The organism is Sphingobium chungbukense (assembly GCF_001005725.1).
GTDB lineage: Bacteria > Pseudomonadota > Alphaproteobacteria > Sphingomonadales > Sphingomonadaceae > Sphingobium > Sphingobium chungbukense.
Genome location: NZ_LBIC01000003.1, coordinates 518,068 through 535,857, shown reverse-complemented (window position 1 = coordinate 535,857; position 17,790 = coordinate 518,068). Strand labels below are relative to the sequence as shown.

17 protein-coding genes are annotated in these 17,790 nt (G+C 63.2%); 15 read left to right on the top strand and 2 right to left on the bottom strand.

What is annotated here, in order from left to right; translation table 11 throughout:
- Positions 1–83: 83 nt before the first annotated feature.
- On the bottom strand, positions 84–1,523 hold the full coding sequence (locus YP76_RS08605) for an FAD-binding oxidoreductase (RefSeq protein WP_046763143.1): 1,440 nt from the start codon (positions 1,521–1,523) through the stop codon (positions 84–86).
- Between the two features lie 78 nt (positions 1,524–1,601).
- On the opposite strand from YP76_RS08605, the gene YP76_RS08600 reads away from it, so the two are divergent.
- Both YP76_RS08600 and YP76_RS08595 read left to right on the top strand, forming a co-directional pair.
- The gene (locus YP76_RS08600) at positions 1,602–2,036 is read left to right on the top strand and encodes a hypothetical protein (protein WP_046763142.1); all 435 of its coding nucleotides are present in this window, start codon (positions 1,602–1,604) and stop codon (positions 2,034–2,036) included.
- A gap of 112 nt (positions 2,037–2,148) precedes the next feature.
- Complete coding sequence (locus tag YP76_RS08595; protein WP_046763141.1) at positions 2,149–3,501, top strand: DEAD/DEAH box helicase; 1,353 nt, start codon at positions 2,149–2,151, stop codon at positions 3,499–3,501.
- A 292-nt stretch (positions 3,502–3,793) separates the two neighbouring features.
- Here YP76_RS08595 and radC read toward each other — a convergent pair whose 3' ends face one another.
- Positions 3,794–4,489, bottom strand: coding sequence for a RadC family protein (gene radC / locus YP76_RS08590; protein ID WP_046763140.1), 696 nt, complete (start codon positions 4,487–4,489; stop codon positions 3,794–3,796).
- A 136-nt stretch (positions 4,490–4,625) separates the two neighbouring features.
- On the opposite strand from radC, the gene YP76_RS08585 reads away from it, so the two are divergent.
- The 13 genes from YP76_RS08585 to YP76_RS08520 all read left to right on the top strand — a co-directional run bounded on the left by YP76_RS08585 (position 4,626) and on the right by YP76_RS08520 (position 17,777).
- The gene (locus YP76_RS08585) at positions 4,626–7,859 is read left to right on the top strand and encodes an intermembrane phospholipid transport protein YdbH family protein (protein ID WP_046763139.1); all 3,234 of its coding nucleotides are present in this window, start codon (positions 4,626–4,628) and stop codon (positions 7,857–7,859) included.
- Complete coding sequence (locus YP76_RS08580) at positions 7,856–8,044, top strand: YnbE family lipoprotein (protein WP_046763138.1); 189 nt, start codon at positions 7,856–7,858, stop codon at positions 8,042–8,044. Before YP76_RS08585 ends, YP76_RS08580 begins: the two co-directional genes overlap by 4 nt.
- Positions 8,041–8,442, top strand: coding sequence for a YdbL family protein (locus tag YP76_RS08575; RefSeq protein ID WP_046763137.1), 402 nt, complete (start codon positions 8,041–8,043; stop codon positions 8,440–8,442). Before YP76_RS08580 ends, YP76_RS08575 begins: the two co-directional genes overlap by 4 nt.
- 179 nt (positions 8,443–8,621) lie before the next feature.
- On the top strand, positions 8,622–8,945 hold the full coding sequence (locus YP76_RS08570) for an AtpZ/AtpI family protein (protein ID WP_046763136.1): 324 nt from the start codon (positions 8,622–8,624) through the stop codon (positions 8,943–8,945).
- Between the two features lie 49 nt (positions 8,946–8,994).
- Entirely contained in the window at positions 8,995–9,780 is a 786-nt protein-coding gene (locus YP76_RS08565) for a F0F1 ATP synthase subunit A (RefSeq protein WP_046763135.1), read from the top strand.
- A gap of 52 nt (positions 9,781–9,832) precedes the next feature.
- Positions 9,833–10,060, top strand: a complete 228-nt coding sequence (locus YP76_RS08560; RefSeq protein ID WP_004207392.1) for a F0F1 ATP synthase subunit C — start codon at positions 9,833–9,835, stop codon at positions 10,058–10,060.
- An 86-nt stretch (positions 10,061–10,146) separates the two neighbouring features.
- On the top strand, positions 10,147–10,641 hold the full coding sequence (locus tag YP76_RS08555; RefSeq protein ID WP_046763134.1) for a F0F1 ATP synthase subunit B family protein: 495 nt from the start codon (positions 10,147–10,149) through the stop codon (positions 10,639–10,641).
- Positions 10,634–11,263, top strand: coding sequence for a F0F1 ATP synthase subunit B family protein (locus tag YP76_RS08550; protein ID WP_046763133.1), 630 nt, complete (start codon positions 10,634–10,636; stop codon positions 11,261–11,263). The genes YP76_RS08555 and YP76_RS08550 overlap by 8 nt, the downstream gene beginning before the upstream one ends.
- 160 nt (positions 11,264–11,423) lie before the next feature.
- Positions 11,424–12,023 (top strand): RipA family octameric membrane protein, encoded by a 600-nt coding sequence (locus YP76_RS26540; RefSeq protein WP_157035712.1) that lies wholly within the window; start codon positions 11,424–11,426, stop codon positions 12,021–12,023.
- An 85-nt stretch (positions 12,024–12,108) separates the two neighbouring features.
- Complete coding sequence (uvrC, locus tag YP76_RS08540) at positions 12,109–14,022, top strand: excinuclease ABC subunit UvrC (RefSeq protein ID WP_046763132.1); 1,914 nt, start codon at positions 12,109–12,111, stop codon at positions 14,020–14,022.
- A gap of 177 nt (positions 14,023–14,199) precedes the next feature.
- Positions 14,200–15,855 (top strand): sensor histidine kinase, encoded by a 1,656-nt coding sequence (locus YP76_RS08535; protein WP_198147446.1) that lies wholly within the window; start codon positions 14,200–14,202, stop codon positions 15,853–15,855.
- Positions 15,856–16,006: 151 nt separating this feature from the next.
- On the top strand, positions 16,007–16,789 hold the full coding sequence (locus YP76_RS08530; RefSeq protein WP_046763131.1) for a hypothetical protein: 783 nt from the start codon (positions 16,007–16,009) through the stop codon (positions 16,787–16,789).
- A 793-nt stretch (positions 16,790–17,582) separates the two neighbouring features.
- Complete coding sequence (locus YP76_RS08520) at positions 17,583–17,777, top strand: Flp family type IVb pilin (protein ID WP_046763129.1); 195 nt, start codon at positions 17,583–17,585, stop codon at positions 17,775–17,777.
- Positions 17,778–17,790: the final 13 nt, after the last annotated feature.

The following is a 17,790-nucleotide window of genomic DNA, read 5'->3' as shown; positions in this document are numbered from 1 at the left end:
TGATACTGGGCCGAGGGGGATAAAGGGCTTGGGCGCGCGAGGCAATCGCTTTGTGGCTCGCCGGCCTTGAGGCGTGCTGCTTTTCAGCCTTCTTCCGGGCGGGGGACCAGCTTGTCCGGGTTCATGATGCCCTGGGGATCGAAGGCGTCCTTGATCGCGCGCAGGGCATGCAGCCGGGCGGGGCCGGCGAGGCGGCCGAGTTCCGCGCGTTTCATCTGGCCGATGCCATGTTCGGCCGAGATGGACCCGCCTGCCGCGACCACGGCATCGTGGACGAAGCGGTTGATGCCCTGTCCCTGCGCCGCGATCCAGGACGGGCCGTCCGTCGTGCCCTGGGGTGCGCGGACGTGGAAATGGACATTGCCGTCCCCCAGATGGCCGAAGGAGGACGCCGTGGTGCCGGGGAAGCGTCGTTCCGCCTGCCTTGCCGCATCCGTCATGAAGGCGGGCATGCGCGCGACGGGAACGCTGATATCATATTGGAGTGCCGGTCCCTGCGCGCGTTCCGCTTCGGAGAGGGATTCGCGGATTCGCCAGAAGGCTTCGGCCTGCGCCTCGTTGGCGGAGATGGCGGCGTCGACCGCCAGCCCCCGTTCCAGCGCCTCGGCCAGGGCGCCTTCCAACCGTTCGCCGGGGCCCGGTTCGCCCAGGTCGCCATGGTCGATCTCGATCAAAACATGCCAGGGAGTGCGCGTGGCGATGGGGCAACGCGTGTCGGGAATATGGGATAGGACATGGCCAAGGCCATCGTCGGCGATCACCTCGAATCCTTCGACGCTGTCGCCCAGCCGCTCCTCGCAGAGGCGGAGCAGGGAAAGCGCGTCGGCCGGGGAGGGGACGCCGACCCATCCGACCGCGCGCGCGGCGATGGCGGGCACCAGCCGCAGCGAGGCCGCGGTGATGACCCCCAGCGTGCCTTCCGCGCCGATCAGCAATTGCTTGATGTCATAGCCGCGATTATCCTTTTTCAACGCGTCCAGGCCATGGAAGATGCTGCCGTCGGGCAGCACCGCCTCGACCCCTTCGACCAGCGCGCGCATCGTGCCGTGGCGCAGGACCTGCGTGCCGCCGGCATTGGTGGAGATGAGGCCGCCTATGGTGGCTGATCCCTTGGCGCCCAGGCTCAAGGGGAAGCGCCGATCGGCGGCGGCGGCGGCATCGTGGAGGTTCGAAAGGATCACCCCGGCCTCACAGACCGCCAGATTGTCGTCGGCCGCCAGGTTGCGGATGCGGTTCATCCGGCGAAGCGACAGGATCAACGCGGAGCCGTCCGTAGGCGGCGTGGCGCCGCCCACCATGGAGGTGTTGCCCCCCTGCGGCACAAGAGGTACGCCCAGTTCCGCGGCCAGTCCCACGGCGGCGGCGACCTGATCCGTCGAATCCGGCTGAAGGATGGCGGCGGCCGCGCCATGGTAGCGGCCGCGCCAGTCGTTCACCCAGGGCAGAATGGCGTCCGCATCCGTCATGACGCGCTTTTCGCCCAGCAGGGCGGTGAACCGGGCGATAATATCTTGTCCTATCATGGGACTGTCCTATGCCTTGGAATTCATCGACGGTTCAACCTTGGCTCCATAGCGTCTTCGTCCCAAAAGGGGTTCGATTTGCTTTATTCCGTCCTGCTGCTGATGAATGCGCCAGCCGCCGAGCCCGTGCAATGGGCGCAGCTGACGATCGAGCAGCGCATCATCATTCGCGTGCCGATGGCGAAAAAGGGCCGCGCGCCGGCGCCCCCGGCACCGGAGGCGCGGAGTGAATGGAAGGAGAAGAAGGGGCCGCGTTGCATCGCGCTGCGCTCGATTCGGTCGGCCAGCATCATCATGGACAATGCCATAGACCTGTTGTTGGCGGACAATCACCGCTATCGCGCCCGGCTGGCGCGGGGCTGCAACAGCATGGGCTTCTATTCGGGCTTCTATGTCGAGCCGGATGACGACGGATCGCTTTGTTCGGGGCGGGACGAATTGCAGGCGCGAAGCGGCGCCAGTTGCGCGATCGACAGTTTCCGGCGGCTGGAACAGGCCGAACCCGACGAATAAGGGCATCTTTTTCGCGATTTTCTTGACAAGAGGCCGATATTTCCGCAAGGCGCGCGCGATTTCCTCTGCGCATTTCCGCGCGGGTGGAGAGCCTCCTGTCCCGGACATCTGAATGACTTTTGCCGATCTCGGCCTTTCCGACGAATTATTGAAGGCCGTAAGCGAGGCCGGATATGACACGCCCACGCCGATCCAGGCCCAGGCGATCCCGCCCGTGCTGATGATGAAGGACATTATCGGCATCGCCCAGACGGGTACTGGCAAGACGGCCAGTTTCGTGCTGCCGATGATCGACATCCTCGCCCACGGCCGTGCCCGCGCGCTGATGCCGCGTTCGCTGATCCTGGAGCCGACGCGCGAACTTGCGGCGCAGGTGGCGGAGAATTTCGAGAAATACGGCAAATATCACAAGCTCAACATGGCGCTGCTGATCGGCGGCGTGCAGATGGGCGACCAGTTGAAGGCGCTGGAAAAGGGCGTCGACGTGCTGATCGCCACTCCGGGCCGGCTGATGGACCTGTTCCAGCGGGGCAAGATCCTGCTGAACGGCTGTAGCATGCTGGTGATCGATGAAGCCGACCGCATGCTCGACATGGGTTTCATCCCGGATATCGAGGAAATCTGCACCAAGCTGCCCGCCCAGCGACAGACCTTGCTGTTTTCGGCCACCATGCCGCCGGTCATCAAGAAGCTGGCGGATCGCTTCCTGTCCAGCCCCAAGTCGATCGAGGTGGCGCGGCCCGCGACGGCCTCCACCAACATCACCCAGCGGCTGGTCAAGGTCGATTCGCGCAAGAAGCGCGAAGCCCTGCGCGCGATGCTGGAGGCGGAGGAGGTGCAGAGCGTCGTGATCTTCTGCAACCGCAAGACCACGGTGCGGGACCTCAACAAGAGCCTTCAGCGCCATGGTTTCAAGTCGGGGGAAATTCACGGCGACATCGACCAGTCGGCGCGGATCGCGGAACTGGAACGTTTCCGGACCGGTTCGGTGAACATCCTGGTGGCTTCGGACGTCGCGGCGCGCGGGCTGGACATCAAGGGCGTCAGCCATGTGTTCAACTTCGACGCGCCCTGGCATCCGGACGACTATGTCCACCGCATCGGCCGCACCGGCCGCGCGGGGGCCAAGGGCGTCGCCTATACCTTCGTGACGGCGGACGATGCCGAGGCGATCGACAATATCCAGAAGCTGATCAAGCAGAAGATCGAGACGATCGATGCGCCGGCTGCCGCTGCCCCCGCCGAAAAGGTGAAGCAGGAACCGCGCCGTTCCGACAGGGACGGCAAGGATGATCGCAAGGTCGACACGCGTCGCGACGATCGCCGTCGCGAAGAGCCGCGTGCTGCCCGACCCGAGGCAAATGGTGCTTCCCGTCCGCGTCGGCCCGTGCCGGTGGACGACGGCCCGGACGAGGGCTGGAACGGGCCGGTGCCGGAATTTCTTTCGGTGGGGTTCGGCGCCTGACGTCGTTTCCGGCTGACCCAGATGAGGTCCGCATATCGGCGATGAGTTGCCTTCAACAACGACCGGCGTCCTGGTGAAAGGTGGAATCGCGTGAGGCCGGGTTGTGCTCGCTTGCCTGAGGTCGCAGCTTTGCCCGGATGATGGACTGGAGGCGGGAAACCACCCAGTTCGGGCCAGCGCTGGGCGGTCCTGGAGCGATTTCCAGTCAGATGGCATCATCTGACGATTAAGAAATCGCGGCAAAACGACGAAATAGAGCGGCCGATCTGATTCAATCAGATCGAAAACCGCTCTAAAGCAGTCCTTTCGCACGCAGGCTCGTATGCCCCTGTGTTCCGATGATGATGTGGTCGTGCACCGCGATGTTGAGCCGTTTGCCCGCTTCCGCGATCTGCCGGGTGATCTCTATATCCTGACGGCTGGGTTCCGGCGATCCGCTGGGGTGGTTGTGTACCAGGATCAGCGCGGCCGAACCCAGATCGATCGCCCGGCGGATCACTTCGCGGGTGTAGATCGCTGCCTGATCTATCGAGCCGTCGCCCATATGTTCGTCGCGAATCAGCATGTTGCGGCCGTTGAGGTGCAGCACCCGAACCCGCTCCACCGACAAAAACGCCATGTCCGCGCGCAGATAATCGAGCAGCGCCTGCCAGCTTGCCAGCACCGGCTTTTCGGCCACTTCATTCCGCAGCGTCCGCAACATTGCCGCCTGGACGATCTTGATCGCGGCAATGCTTGTGTCGCCCATGCCGGGTATGCGGCCGATGGCCTGCCAATCCGCCGTCAACAGGCCGCCGATGCCGCCGAATTCGCGCAGCAGCGCCTTGGCGAGCGGCTTGGTGTCGCGACGGGGTATGGCGAGTGCCAGCAGATATTCGACCAGTTCATGGTCGTGCAGCGCCTCTCCGCCGCCGTCGGCCAGCCTCTGGCGGAGCCGCGCGCGATGTCCAACGCCGTCATGCGCGGTCTTCAAATCCTTTTCCGGCAATGTCTTACCCGTCTCCCTCTGCGGATCGAGACGCTATAAGTTGCGGATTTGCCGGGCAAGGATATTTAAGAGCGGTCGGACGTTATGCAGGCGTTACGGACTAACAGCGCGTTGAAAGCCGGGGTTGGCAATAGGCATGGAAGATGAAGACGGCGAAAAGGAGATTCGCCGGGGCTGGCTCCGCTGGCTTGGAGTGGGCACGGGATCGCTTGCGCTGATCCTTGCCGCGCTGTGGACGCAGCGCGCGCCCATCGCGGAAAATTTCATCGGGCGCGAACTCAACCGGCGCGGGGTTCAAGGCAGCTATGACCTCAAGGATATCGGTCTGCGCACGCAGTGGATCGAGAATATCGTGCTGGGTGATCCGGCCGATCCGGACCTGACGGCGCGGTGGGTGGAGGTCGACATAGCCTTTACCGGCCTGTCGCCCCAGGTCGCGGCGGTGCGGGCGGGCGGCGTGCGCATGCGCGGGGCGCTGCACGGCGGCAGGTTGAGCCTGGGCGAGATCGACAAGTTCCGCGACCCGACATCGACCGCGCCGTTCAGCCTGCCTGACATCCTCCTGGCCTTGCGCGATGCGCGGTTGCGCCTGGACACCGATGCCGGGACCATCGGCATGGAGATCAACGGGACGGGCAATCTGCATTCGGGCTTTCGCGGCAGGTTGGCGGCGGCGATGCCCAATGCCGGCATGGGTGGTTGCGGGCTCGCCCGTCTGTCGGCGATGCTGGATGTAGCGATGCGGGATGGGCGCCCCCATCTGTCCGGTCCGGTACGGGGGGAGGCCTTCGCCTGTCGCGATGCCGCCACGGCCATGGCGAAGCCTGCGGCGAATGTGGACATCTGGCTGGGGAAGGCGCTGGATCGCTGGAACGGTCATGTCGATCTGACGGGGGAGGCACTCAAATCCAACGGCATGGTGTTGGCCCAGCCGACGGGGCGGATCGATTTCGACGGGACGCCCGCCGCCACCGCAGGGCGGGCGCGGGTCCGTGCGGCTGCCCTGTCCGGCGGGGGGGGGCTGGCTGGAGCAACGGAGATTCAAGGGGCCTGGCACATCGGCAAGGGCGAATCGCGGATGCAGGGATGGCTTTCGGCCCAGCAATTGCGTCTGGCCGGGCGCGATCCGCTGGCGGGCCTGCGCGGGTCGGCCGCCGGGACGCCGGTGGGGCCGCTCGCCGACCGATTGGCCGATGCCGTGCGCCGCGCGGGCGAGGATAATCAGTTGCAGACCAATCTTGCCTTTGCCCAGCGGGGCGAGGGCGGCAGCTTGGTGCTGAACGGCACCCGATTTTCCGCGCGCAGCGGGGCGAACATGGCAATTCCCGGCGATGGCCGCCTGACCATCGCGTGGCCCGGCAAGCGGCAGGCGGCGTTCGACTGGGCGCTGGACGGCGCGGTGACGACGGATGGCGGTGGACTGCCCAAGGCGGCATTGCGGTTGGCGCGGCGCCCCGGCGGCGGCTTTGGCGGTCAGCTTTTCCTGGAACCTTATGCGGCGGGCGAGGCGAAGCTGTCGCTGGAGCCGGTACGCTTTGTCGCGGGGCCGAAGGGGGATACCCATTTCTCTACCCGGGTGCGGCTCGACGGGCCTTTGCCGGGCGGGCGATTGCGTGGACTGGTCGCGCCGGTTGAAGGACAATTGGGCGCGGATGGGACCATTGCCGTCAACCCGCGTTGCGTCCCGGTGTCGCTGATCGAGGCGCGTTATGGCAATTTCTTGATCGGGCGGACGCAGCAAAACTTGTGTCCGGTCGGCGGAGCCTTGTTCGCAAGCGGTCCCGGCGGCGTGCATGGCGGCGCGGAAATCCGCAAGCTGGCGCTGGTCGGCAAGAGCGGCGACAGCCCGATGCGCTTGACCGCCGACACGGCGCGCGTGGCGTTCGGGAAAGAGGGGTTTGCCCTTTCCCATGTCGATTGGGCGATCGGGCCGCAGGATGCGCCTGTTCGCCTGACCGCCGCAACGCTGGATGGAAAGGCGGTGGGCAAGGGCCTGGGCGGCCGGCTGACCGGCGCAGGGGGACGAATCGGCGCGGTGCCGCTGATTGTCGAGGACGGTGCGGGCGACTGGAGTTTCGCGGGCGGCGCGCTGAAGCTGGCGGCGGCGCTGACGGTACGCGACGCCCAGGCGCCGGGGCGGTTCCAGCCGCTGAAGGTTCCCGATTTCGCGCTGACGCTCAAGGACGGCCGGATCGCGGCCACGGGTTCGCTTCGCGCGCCGCGCAACGATGCGCTGGTGGCGCGGGCGGTGATTGCTCATGATCTGGGCAATGGCCGGGGGAAGGCCGATCTGATGGTTCCGGCATTGGTCTTTGGTCCGGCGCTTCAGCCTGAGGAGGTGACGCGGCTGGCGTTGGGTGTCGTCGCCAATGTGCATGCGACCGTCAGCGGCGAAGGGCATATTCGCTGGGACGGCACCCGCGTGACGAGCGATGGCCTGTTCCGCACCGAGAATGCGAATCTGGCGGCAGCCTTCGGTCCGGTCCAGGGACTGTCCGGAGAATTGCGCTTCACCGACCTGCTCGGCCTGGTCAGCGCGCCGGGGCAGGAGGTGCGAATCAGGTCCGTCAATCCGGGCGTGGAGGTTCGCGAGGGCGTGGTGCGCTATCGGCTGGAGGCCGGGCAGAAGGTGCGGATCGAAGGGGGCGGCTGGCCCTTTTCCGGGGGGCAGTTGGTCCTGTTGCCGACGACCATGGATTTCAGCGCGGATGTCGACCGATATCTGACGTTCCGCGTCATCGGGCTGGACGCGGGCGCCTTCATCCAGGCGATGGACCTCAAGAATGTCTCCGCCACCGGCACGTTCGACGGCATCATGCCTCTGATCTTCAACGCACAGGGCGGGCGCGTGGCGGGTGGTGTGCTGACCGCCCGGCAGCAGGGCATGCCGCCCCTGATGATGCCCGAAGGGGTTCTGCCGACGATTCCCTGCGATCCCACGCGACAATCGGGCTCGCTGTCTTATGTCGGGCCGGTGTCGAACGAACAACTGGGCGCGATGGGGCGGCTGGCCTTCGATGCGCTCAAGAATCTGCAATATAAATGCCTCACCATATTGATGGACGGCGCGCTGGACGGCGAAATGGTGACGAATGTCGTCTTCAACGGCGTCAATCGCGGACAGATCGGCGGTGCGCCCGCCGGACTGGCGCGCAATTTCACGGGCCTGCCCTTCATCTTCAACGTGCGGATCGCCGCGCCCTTCCGCGGGCTGCTGGGCACGGCGCAGTCCTTCATCGATCCGTCAACGCTCATACAAAACAGCATTGGCGACCAGATGCAGGAGAAGATGCGGGCCAATATCGGCCAGCAGAGGGTTGCAGTTCAGCCTGCCGAAAGCGAAACTGTGCGAAACGGGGAGCAGAAATGAAGAAGCGAACGATCATGACGGCGGGTTTCGCCGGTTTGGCCCTGGGGGGCTGCATCCAGGTGAAGGCCCCGGACAAGCCGATCGAAATCAACCTCAACGTCAAGGTACAGCAGGAAGTTGTTGTCCGCCTGCAACGCGATGCGCAGGATCTGATCCAGAATAACCCGGAGTTGTTCCCGCAATGACACGCAAGTTTTTGATGATCGCCGCATCGGCCGCGGTCGCGCTGGCGACCGGAATGGTCATGACTTCCCCCGCGCGCGCGCAGTCGGGCGCCGTTGCCGCCGCCATGGCTTCGGGCGATGTCGGCGAGCAGGCCGACGGCTATCTCGGCATTGCCGGGTCGGTGAGCGATGCGGTGCGTTCGGAGGTCGAATCGATCAATATCAAGCGTCGGGCGGTCTATACGGACCTGGCGGGCAAGCGGGGCGTGACGGTGCAGGATGTCGCCGCCGCGACCGGCTGTCAGACGCTCAGCAGCCGCGTGAAGCAGGGGCAGGCCTACCGCATCGGCGCCGGTCCGTGGCAGACCAAGGGAGCCGGGCCGATCGCCCTGCCGTCCTACTGCGCGACGGCGGGCTGATTTTCCCCAGACCTGGCGGACTTTCGACCCAGCTTCGTTCGGACGGGAAATTCTCCTGTCCAACGACGGTTGACACTCCCGAAAGCCCTTTCTAAACGGGCCGCGCCTTGACGGGTGCAGCCGCAAGCGCCATGCCGCCTGACGTTGGGTTTTCGAGCCTTGACGGAAAGGATGGCGGAATGGCGGCGGATGCACCGGGGCAGGACCCGGCGGGGGAGGACGCGCGGATCGTTTCGTTGGAGGAACGGATCGCACGGGCCGAACATGCCGAAAAGGTCAGACAGGGGACACAGGTGCAGCAGGCGGACGATGGGTCGCGCCTCGGCAACAGGGTTCTCGCGGAACTGATCGGTGGTCTTGCTGGCGGTGCCGTGGTTGGTGGGACTCTGGACTACTTTCTGCGGACATCCCCATGGCTCCTGTTGGCATTCCTCGGTCTTGGGATCGTGGCGGCGTTCAGGAACATCATCAGATTGACGACGACGAAGCGTCCCGACCAATAGGGACGCTTTTATCATAGTCGTGAAGGCAAAGACGTTACAGGGGTCCAGCGTGGCAGAATCCGGCAAAATCGATCCGATGCACCAGTTTGCGATCGAACCGCTGTTCGGTACGGACCATCTGTCGCTCGGCGGTTTCAACATCGCCTTCACCAACAGCGCGCTCTATATGGTGGCCGCTGCTGTGGTGCTGTGGATCTTCGTCGTCGGCGGCATGAAGCGGGAACTGGTTCCCGGGCGCTGGCAGATGGCGGTCGAATATATGACCGGCTTCATCAAGAGCCTGCTGATCGCCAATGTGGGCGAAGGCGGCAAGAAGTACATCCCTTACGTCTTCTCGCTGTTCATGTTCATCCTGCTGGCCAACCTGCTGGGCCTGCTGCCGCTGGGCCTCATTGGCCTGCACCCCTTCACCTTCACCAGCCATTTCACCGCGACCGGCGTACTCGCGATCATGAGCTTCTCGATCGTGCTGGCGGTGGGCTTCTACAAGCATGGCCTGCACTTCTTCTCGCTGTTCGTGCCGCATGGCACTCCCGCGCTGATGGTGGTGCCGCTCTTCTTCATCGAACTCGTCTCCTTCATGGTGCGTCCGTTCAGCCTTGGCCTGCGACTGTTCGTCGCGATGACCGCTGGCCACGTGCTGCTGAAGGTGCTCGCCGGGTTCGTCATCAACAGCGCCAACGCCAGCCCCGCGCTGGGTCTGACCGTCGGCACGGCCAGCTTCATCCTGATGATCGGCATCAGTGCCCTGGAAGTGCTGGTGGCCGTGATCCAGGCCTATGTGTTCGCGCTGTTGACCTCGGTCTACATCAACGATGCCGAGAACCTGCACTGATCTTCGTTATTACCTCAACGTTCGAATAGAGTTTAGAAAAGGAGTTTAGAACATGGACGCAGAAGCCGCAAAGCTGCTCGGTGCTGGCCTGGCCGCAATCGGTGCGGGCATCGCCGCTCTCGGTGTGGGCAACGTCTTCAGCTCGTTCCTCGAAGGCGCGCTGCGCAACCCCGGCGCGGCGGACGGTCAGCAGGGCCGTCTGTTCATCGGTTTCGCCGCGGCGGAACTTCTGGGTCTGCTGGCGTTCGTTATCGCCATGATCCTGGTGTTCGTGGCCTGATAACCGCTTGGGGTGGGCGAGGGCGTCCGATGATGCTCCTGCCCACCTCCTGATTGACCGCGCCCTGATCGGACGGATCCCATAAAATGCCTCAAATCGCGCAAATTGCCGAAACCTATTCATCGCAGATCTTCTGGCTGCTGTTGACCTTCGGTTTCGTTTTCTTCGTCATTGGCCTGGGCATGGTGCCCAAGGTCCAGGCGACAGCCGATGCGCGCGACGCGAAGATCAGCGGTGATCTGGATGCGGCGAAGGCGGCATTCGCCCGCGCCGACGAAGCCGAGGCGGACTATCGTGCCCGCGATGCCGAAAGCCGCGCCGCCGCCCAGGCGTTGCTGGCCAAGGCGAAGGCCGAAGCCGCGAAGGCGGCCGAAGTCAAGCTGGCCGCCGCCGATGCGGACATAGCGAGCCAGATCGGCGCTGCCGAGGCCCGCATCAAGGCTGCATCCGATGCAGCGATGGCAGAGATTGAAACCGTTGCCGCTGATGCAGCGCGCGACATGGTGGCTCGCATTTCCGGCGTGGATGCGTCGGACGAAGCGGCCCGCAACGCAGTAAAGGCGGCACTGGCCCATGGCTGAGGCAGCAGCACAGCATCAAGCTGTAGAGCAGGGTGGAGCGCAGGCTCCGCATATCGACCAGGCGATCCACAGCGAAGGCATGGAGCCGGTCGGCACCGTTGCCCATGAGGGCGTCGCCCCGCACACCGATCCGAAGGCGGTCGGCATGGATGCCACCGCCTGGGTCAGCCTGGCGATGGGTGTCTTCATCCTGATCCTGCTGTTCAAGAAAGTGCCCGGCCTGATCGGCGGCGCGCTCGACGGCCGGATCGCGCAGATCAAGACGCAGCTTGAGGAAGCCTCCAAGTTGCGGGCCGAAGCCGATGCGCTCAAGGCGGAATATGAAGCGAAGCTGGCTGCCGCCGCTGGCGAGGCGGAAGCCATGCGCAAATCGGCGGAACACGAAGCGGAGACACTGCTCGAAGATGCCAAGGCCAATGCCGTGGCGCTGGTCGCCCGCCGCCAGAAGATGGCCGAGGACAAGATCGGTGCTGCCGAGCGGACCGCCATTGCGGATATCCGGGCCAAGGCGGTGAATGCCGCCACGGGTGCCGCCGCGGCGCTGATAGCCCAAGGGCATGATGCGAAGGCGGATAAGGCTCTGGTCGACGACGCGATCAAGGGGCTTGGCCCCAGCGTCTGACCGTTCCGATATTGCTGAACAAAAGGGCCGGGCGAAAGTCCGGCTTTTTTGTTTCTCCTGCCTATCGACAGCTTTCCCCATCAACGGCAAGAATTTCTAAGTTCGGTGAGAGGGGCGAAGCGTGCAAGAGGAAGAGCTGCGGCGAATATATTTCGAGAAGATGCGGTTTCCCGCCCCCGGCGTCAGCGAGGCGCATCGGGCCGCGCTGGAGCGGGCCCATGATCTGCGACGTTTCGAAATCGAGAATTACTGGAGGCGCGCGACCTATTTCTGGGGGTTTCAGTTGGTGGCGTTCACCGCCCTGGCGCTGACCGCCGATCACGGGGCGATCTTTCCGCCCCTCGCCCTGCCGGTTGCCGTGCTGGGCGTGCTTACGTCCCTGGCGGCCATCCGCACCGCAAGGGGGTCGAAATTCTGGCAGGAAAATTGGGAGGCCCATGTCGATTTCCTCGAAGACGAAGTGGAGGGGAGGCTGCACAAGATCGTCTTGATGAAAGCCGCCCTTCAGCCGTCGGTCAGCAAGGTGAACGAGCGCTTGCTCATCGTTCTGGCTGTTGGCTGGACCGCGATCTTCGCCTTGGCATCGCTGGTCATCCTTTTCCCTTCCCTGCTGACGCTTTCCCATGACGAGGCGGCGGCTCTCCAGGTGGGGCTGGCCTTTGTGGCTTTGCTTGCCGGCGGCGGATGGATTTGGGAGAGCCCGCTCTCGAACATCAAGGACCGTGCCTATCTTAAGGACGATATGCAGCCTTTTGAATGAAGGGCGCATCCCGCCTGCATTCTGGTCGGCGCAAGAATCGGCTTGCTCCCTTTGCTAAAGGCGCGGGCGCCGCTATCTCTGCGGCATGTCCGGCCCCCAATCTCCCGATCGTTTCCACGAAGACAAGGCGACCTTCACAGTCACGGGCAGCCAGCCCGATATCGAAGCGGGGGTGGAGGCGATCCGCACGACGCTCAGGACGCTGCCCACCCGGCCTGGCGTCTATCGCATGCAGGATGCGCGGGGCGATGTTCTCTATGTCGGCAAGGCGCGGGCGCTCCGCAACCGCGTGACCAACTATACCCAGGTCGACCGCCTGCCCAAGCGGCTCCAGCGGATGGTGGCGCAGACGCGCTCCATGACCATCGTCACCACCAACAGCGAAGCCGAGGCGTTGCTGCTGGAGGCGCAACTCATCAAGCGCTTCCGTCCTCCCTACAACGTCCTGCTGCGCGACGATAAGAGCTTTCCCTTCATCCTTCTGCGCGAGGATCATGACTTCCCCCGCGTCCAGAAGCATCGCGGCGCGCGCAAATATAAGGGGCGCTATTACGGCCCTTTTGCCAGTGCCGGATCGGTGACGCGCACCATCAATGCCTTGCAGAAGCTGTTTCTGCTCAGAAGCTGCACGGACAGTTTTTTCGCCAATCGCTCGCGGCCTTGCCTGCTTTACCAGATCCGCCGCTGCTCCGCGCCGTGCGTCGACCGGATCGATCAGGACAGCTATGCCGAACTGGTCAGGGACGCGCAGGATTTCCTGGGCGGCAAGTCGACCGCCGTGCAGAAGAAATTGGGCGAAGCGATGCAGGCGGCGTCCGAGGCGCTCGATTTCGAGCAGGCGGCGGTGCTGCGCGACCGGCTGAAGGCGCTGACCTTCATCCAGGGGAGTCAGGCGATCAACGCCGAGGGGTTGGGCGATGCCGACATCTTCGCGCTGGCGACCAAGGGCGGGGCGATGTGCATCCAGGCCTTCTTCATCCGCGGCGGCCAGAATTGGGGGCATCGCAGCTTCTTCCCTGTGCACACGGCTGATGTGGCGGAAGATGAGGTGCTGGCGAGCTTCATGGCGCAATTCTATGAGGAGGTGCCGCCGCCCAAGCTGGTCCTGTCCGATCGCGCACCCGCCGAGTGCGAGTTGATGGCCCAGGCGCTGACCGAACGGATCGGTTCCAAGGTCAGGATCGAGGTGCCGCAACGCGGCGATCGCACGCGTCTCATCCGGCAGGCACAGCGCAATGCCGTGGAGGCACTCGACCGGCGGCTGGCCGAGACGACGACGCAGGCGAAAATCCTCGAAGAAATGGTCGAGACGTTCGGCCTGGACGGCGTGCCGGAACGGATCGAGATATATGACAACAGCCATATCCAGGGCGCTCATGCCCTGGGAGCGATGGTGGTCGCGGGACCGGAAGGATTCCGCAAGAACGCCTATCGCAAGTTCAATATGAAGAATCCCGAAACCTCGAACGACGATTTTGCGATGATGCGCGAGATGTTCGAGCGGCGCTTCGGCCGGGCTGCACGGGAGGACCCGGATCGCGACAGCGGCGAATGGCCCGACCTGGTGCTGATCGACGGCGGCAAGGGACAATTATCGGCCGCCCGCGCGATTCTGGAGGATATGGGCATCGAGGATGTCTGCATGATCGGCATCGCCAAGGGGCCGCATCATGGACGAGAGGGCAGGGAAGTGTTTCATATGCCGGACGGCCGCGAAATCACTTTTCCGCTCAACCATCCGGTGCTGTTCTACCTGCAACGTCTGCGCGATGAGGCGCATCGCTATGCCATCGGCGCGCATCGGCAGAAGCGCAGCAAGGCGATCACGGTCAGTTCGCTGGACGAGGTGCCCGGCATCGGCCCTTCCCGCAAGAAGGCGCTGCTGATGCATTTCGGCACGGCGAAGGCCGTGAAAAGCGCGGCGCTGGAGGATCTGCTGAAGGCGCCTGGCGTCTCCAAGGCCGTTGCCCAGCAAATCTACGACTATTTTCACGGGTGAGAAGGGAGGGCGCTCCTGCATGGCGGATGCGATGATCCCGATCGTGGCCGCCGGGCCGCAGTCATCCGCTTATCGTCACGCCAGGCGGATCGTCGTTTGACGCGGCGATCATTTCCTTTCCATAAGGATGCGCATCGAAGACAGGGCTTCCCGCCGCTGCAAGAGGATGATCACGCGATGCATGGTCGGATCGAACTGGCGAGCAGGATCGGCTGGCGAGATGCGCTGCCCCTGTCGTCGCTTCGCCCCTGGCAGACGCTGAATTTCACCCGGCTCCTGTTGGCTGGCCTCTATTGCCTCATCAGCTTCGCCTTTTCCAACGAACGGTCCTGGGCGGAGACGGCCGAAAATATCATCGCCCTTCTCATGCTGTTGCTCGCCCTCGGCGTCGTATTCCTGTCGTCCCGGTCCTGGGTTGTCGACATGCGCATACGCACGCCGGCCGTCCTGCTGGACACCCTGTTGTTCCTGCCGCTGCTGGTGGTGACGGGCGCGTCGGACAGTCCCTATTTTTCGGGCAGCTTCTTCATCGCGATCGAAGTGGCGCTCATCGTGCGCCGTCGTTTTTACATGCTGATCGCACTGGCCATCGGTGCGGCGGCGTTCGGCATGACATGGATCGACGAAATCGCGGCCCTGCCTCCGGAACCTGAGCTGGAGCGGGTGGTCCTTCGGGTCTGCTATCTGCTGGTCGCGATTGCGATAACGGCTGTGCTGCTGGGACCCCGACGGGAAACGCTGCTTGAAAGCGAGCGGAGCGAAAGGCTGCTGGAGGGGAATCCGCCTCCCGCCAAAAGCGACCATGGCAGCTTTCTATTGCATGCCTTGAAGGTGGCGACCGGCGGCGAGAGCTGCGCCGTTCTGTTCCGGACGGCCAGCCATGAGCCTTTGCGCTTTGCCAGCAGCATGGGGCAGGCGATGCCGTCGGCCGGTCTTGGCCCGTTGCTGGCCGTCACCACGGGGTGGCACGACGCGCGGCGGGATGCGTCGATCTCGCTGTCAGAGGCCGGAACTTCGCGGCTCACGCCCTTGTCGGATGGCGGACATGCCTGGACCTCGTTATTGGAGGCCGACACGGTGCTCACCGTGCGGGTCGCGACCGGAACCTTCGAAGCGGTGGGAGCGGTCCGTCTGTTCGACCCCCGCCATGAAGATTGCGCCGCGATAGCGCAGCATGTGTTCGAAGCCGCCTGCGAAGAATTGATGGTGCGCAACAGCCTGGACCTGGCCCATGTCATCGCCGGCGCGCGGGAACGGGAGCGATTGCAGCGCGAACTGCATGACAGCGTGCTTCAGGCGCTGGCGAGCATCCGTTTCCAGGTCGCGCCGCTGCTGGGCGGGCAGGCCATAGCCCCGCACCGGGTGATCGAGAATGTCGACCGGATCGCCAAGGACCAGATCGCGACCATTCGCTGGATCATCAATCCGGAAGTCGATGAGGAAGATTTCGCCTATCTGCCCGAAACGCTGGCGATGGTGGTGCGTTCTCTGGGCGAGCAATGGAGCATAAGCTGCGAGTTGAAGGTCGAGGACGGCAATTGCGCTACCAGTGCGATGATCGGGCGGGAATTGAGCTTCGCCGTGCGGGAGATCGTCGCCAATGCGGTGCGCCATGCCCAGGCCAGCGCCATCGAATTCGCGCTGGAGCCGGACGGCAATCGCATCGCCTTGCAGGTCAGCGATGATGGCGTGCCCAATATGGCGCGGCTGGGGTCGAGCGGCGCCGTGCCTTCCCGATCGCTGATGCGCCGGATACAGGCGCTGGGCGGTGAGGTGTTCCTGCGCAATATCGGTGGGCGCACGACCATCCGGATCACCATTCCGCGCAAATAGCGGAGCCGGGAGCTTCCCTTGGCGCCATGGATACCCATATTCGGGACGAACCGACAATGTCTGAGGGAACCGGCTGTTTACCCGGCGTTTACCAGAATGTCAGATAGTCGCGGCCAACGAACAGGCCCACGTCCAAAGGAGGTTCCGGTCCATGGTGCGAATGGTGAAGGATCATCTCTACCGGAAGAGCGTGGCCCTGGTCCTTTCCATGCAGGTCAATCTGCAACGCATCCTGATGATATGGGTCCTGGTGGCAGCCTTTGCCTGCGGGCTCAGGCTGGCCTTTCCGGCGACGCCCTATGCCGAGACACCGTGGGTGAGCGGCGCTGGCCTGCTGCCCTATCTGCTGGTCGTAGCCTTGCCGGTCGCCACGCTGATGCTGGGACTGAAGCTGTTTCCGATGGGGCAGGTGCATGCGCAGCCGACGTTCCGGCTGGCCAAGGTCGGTCGTTGGCAAAAGGTCGATTGCCTGCGGGCGCGGGAGATGTCGCAGTTCGGGCTGTACGGCGTCATGGCGTCGTTGTTGCTGGGCATCATATTGAACGTGCCGGTGCGGACACTGGAGTTTCTGAGTTCGGTCCCCGCGCTGGGCAGTTTTGCGCCGTCCTGGTTCGTAAGCCTGTACAGCATATTGCTGGCGGATGTCGTCATCCTGTCGAGCCTTTATATGTTCGCCTTTGCCATGGCGCTGCGGCTGGTGCCGCTGTTCCCCCGGTTTCTGGTGATGGTGTGGGGTATCGATCTGCTCGCGCAGCTTGGCATTGCCCATATGGTTTCATCGATCGACGAAGTGCCGCGTGCCGTTGATATGGCGCTGCTGGACTTGCTCAGCGGCAATGTGAAAAAGGTGCTGATCAGTGCGGCGCTGTGGATGCCCTATCTGTTGTTGTCGGAGCGGGTGAACGTCACCTTCCGGCATCGGGTCAGCGCCTGAACAATGGAATGCCCCCGTCCCAGGGGTGTGCCGCTGTTCGGGCCAGGGGCGATTTTCCGGCCGGCCTGAGATCGCAAGCCGGCATATTACCCATTCTCATGTCCCATCCCGATATGTCGGCAAGACCGGTTCCTGCTGACGTCCCGATCCCTTGCATGAGCATCATGCCTTTAACCATTTCCATTCCTTGAATTTCTGCGCGCCGAGTCGCGCCTGATTCGCGGCGAGCCGAGGCGGGCCGAGCGATATTGCAAGCAAGTCCAAAATGGACGGCTTCTTGAACAGTCTGCTTCAGGCAGACCATCGCCGCAGGAAAATGAGGGCGAGGGGGTGGAATATTCCTTCGATATATATGCTCGGGTTTCGGCATATTACCTTTTTCATATGAAAGTATATGCAGCGAAAAAAATATAGTAAAAAATAAATTAATGACGTTATATTTTATTGATGTGATGATTTATTCAAGTAAACTAAAAAAAGATGATAGTTGATACTAAGGTATATATCTAAAGATATATTCTGAAAGTTATGTCGTTTACTTGTGGAAACGAATGTCGTGAAAAAAAATGGTTAACAAAAAATTGCCATAAGACATTGAAAAATTGATGTTTTTTTTACCTTGTTGACTTGCGGTGGCTTTGGGTCAATTTGATCTCAAGTTCTACGGGAACTGCCAACTACCTGGCGAGTGGGTGATAATCGCCGCCGGGGTCGCGAGGTGGTCAGGCCCCAACCGCAGAGCTTTGCAAGAGCGGTCGGAAAGATGGTTTCCGGCGAAATAGGGGTAAAAGACATGACTTTTTTCAAGAACCTGTGGAATGATCAGAGCGGTGCTGCTGCGGCGGAATATGCTCTTATCCTGGCCATTGTCGGCACCGGTATTGCGCTGGCCGCCTATAATCTGGGTGGTGCCATCAAGACTTCGATGGGGAATACCACGACTTGCATTCAGTCGGTTGGTATCGCCAACACTGCGCCGACCTGTTGAACAGTAGGATAGG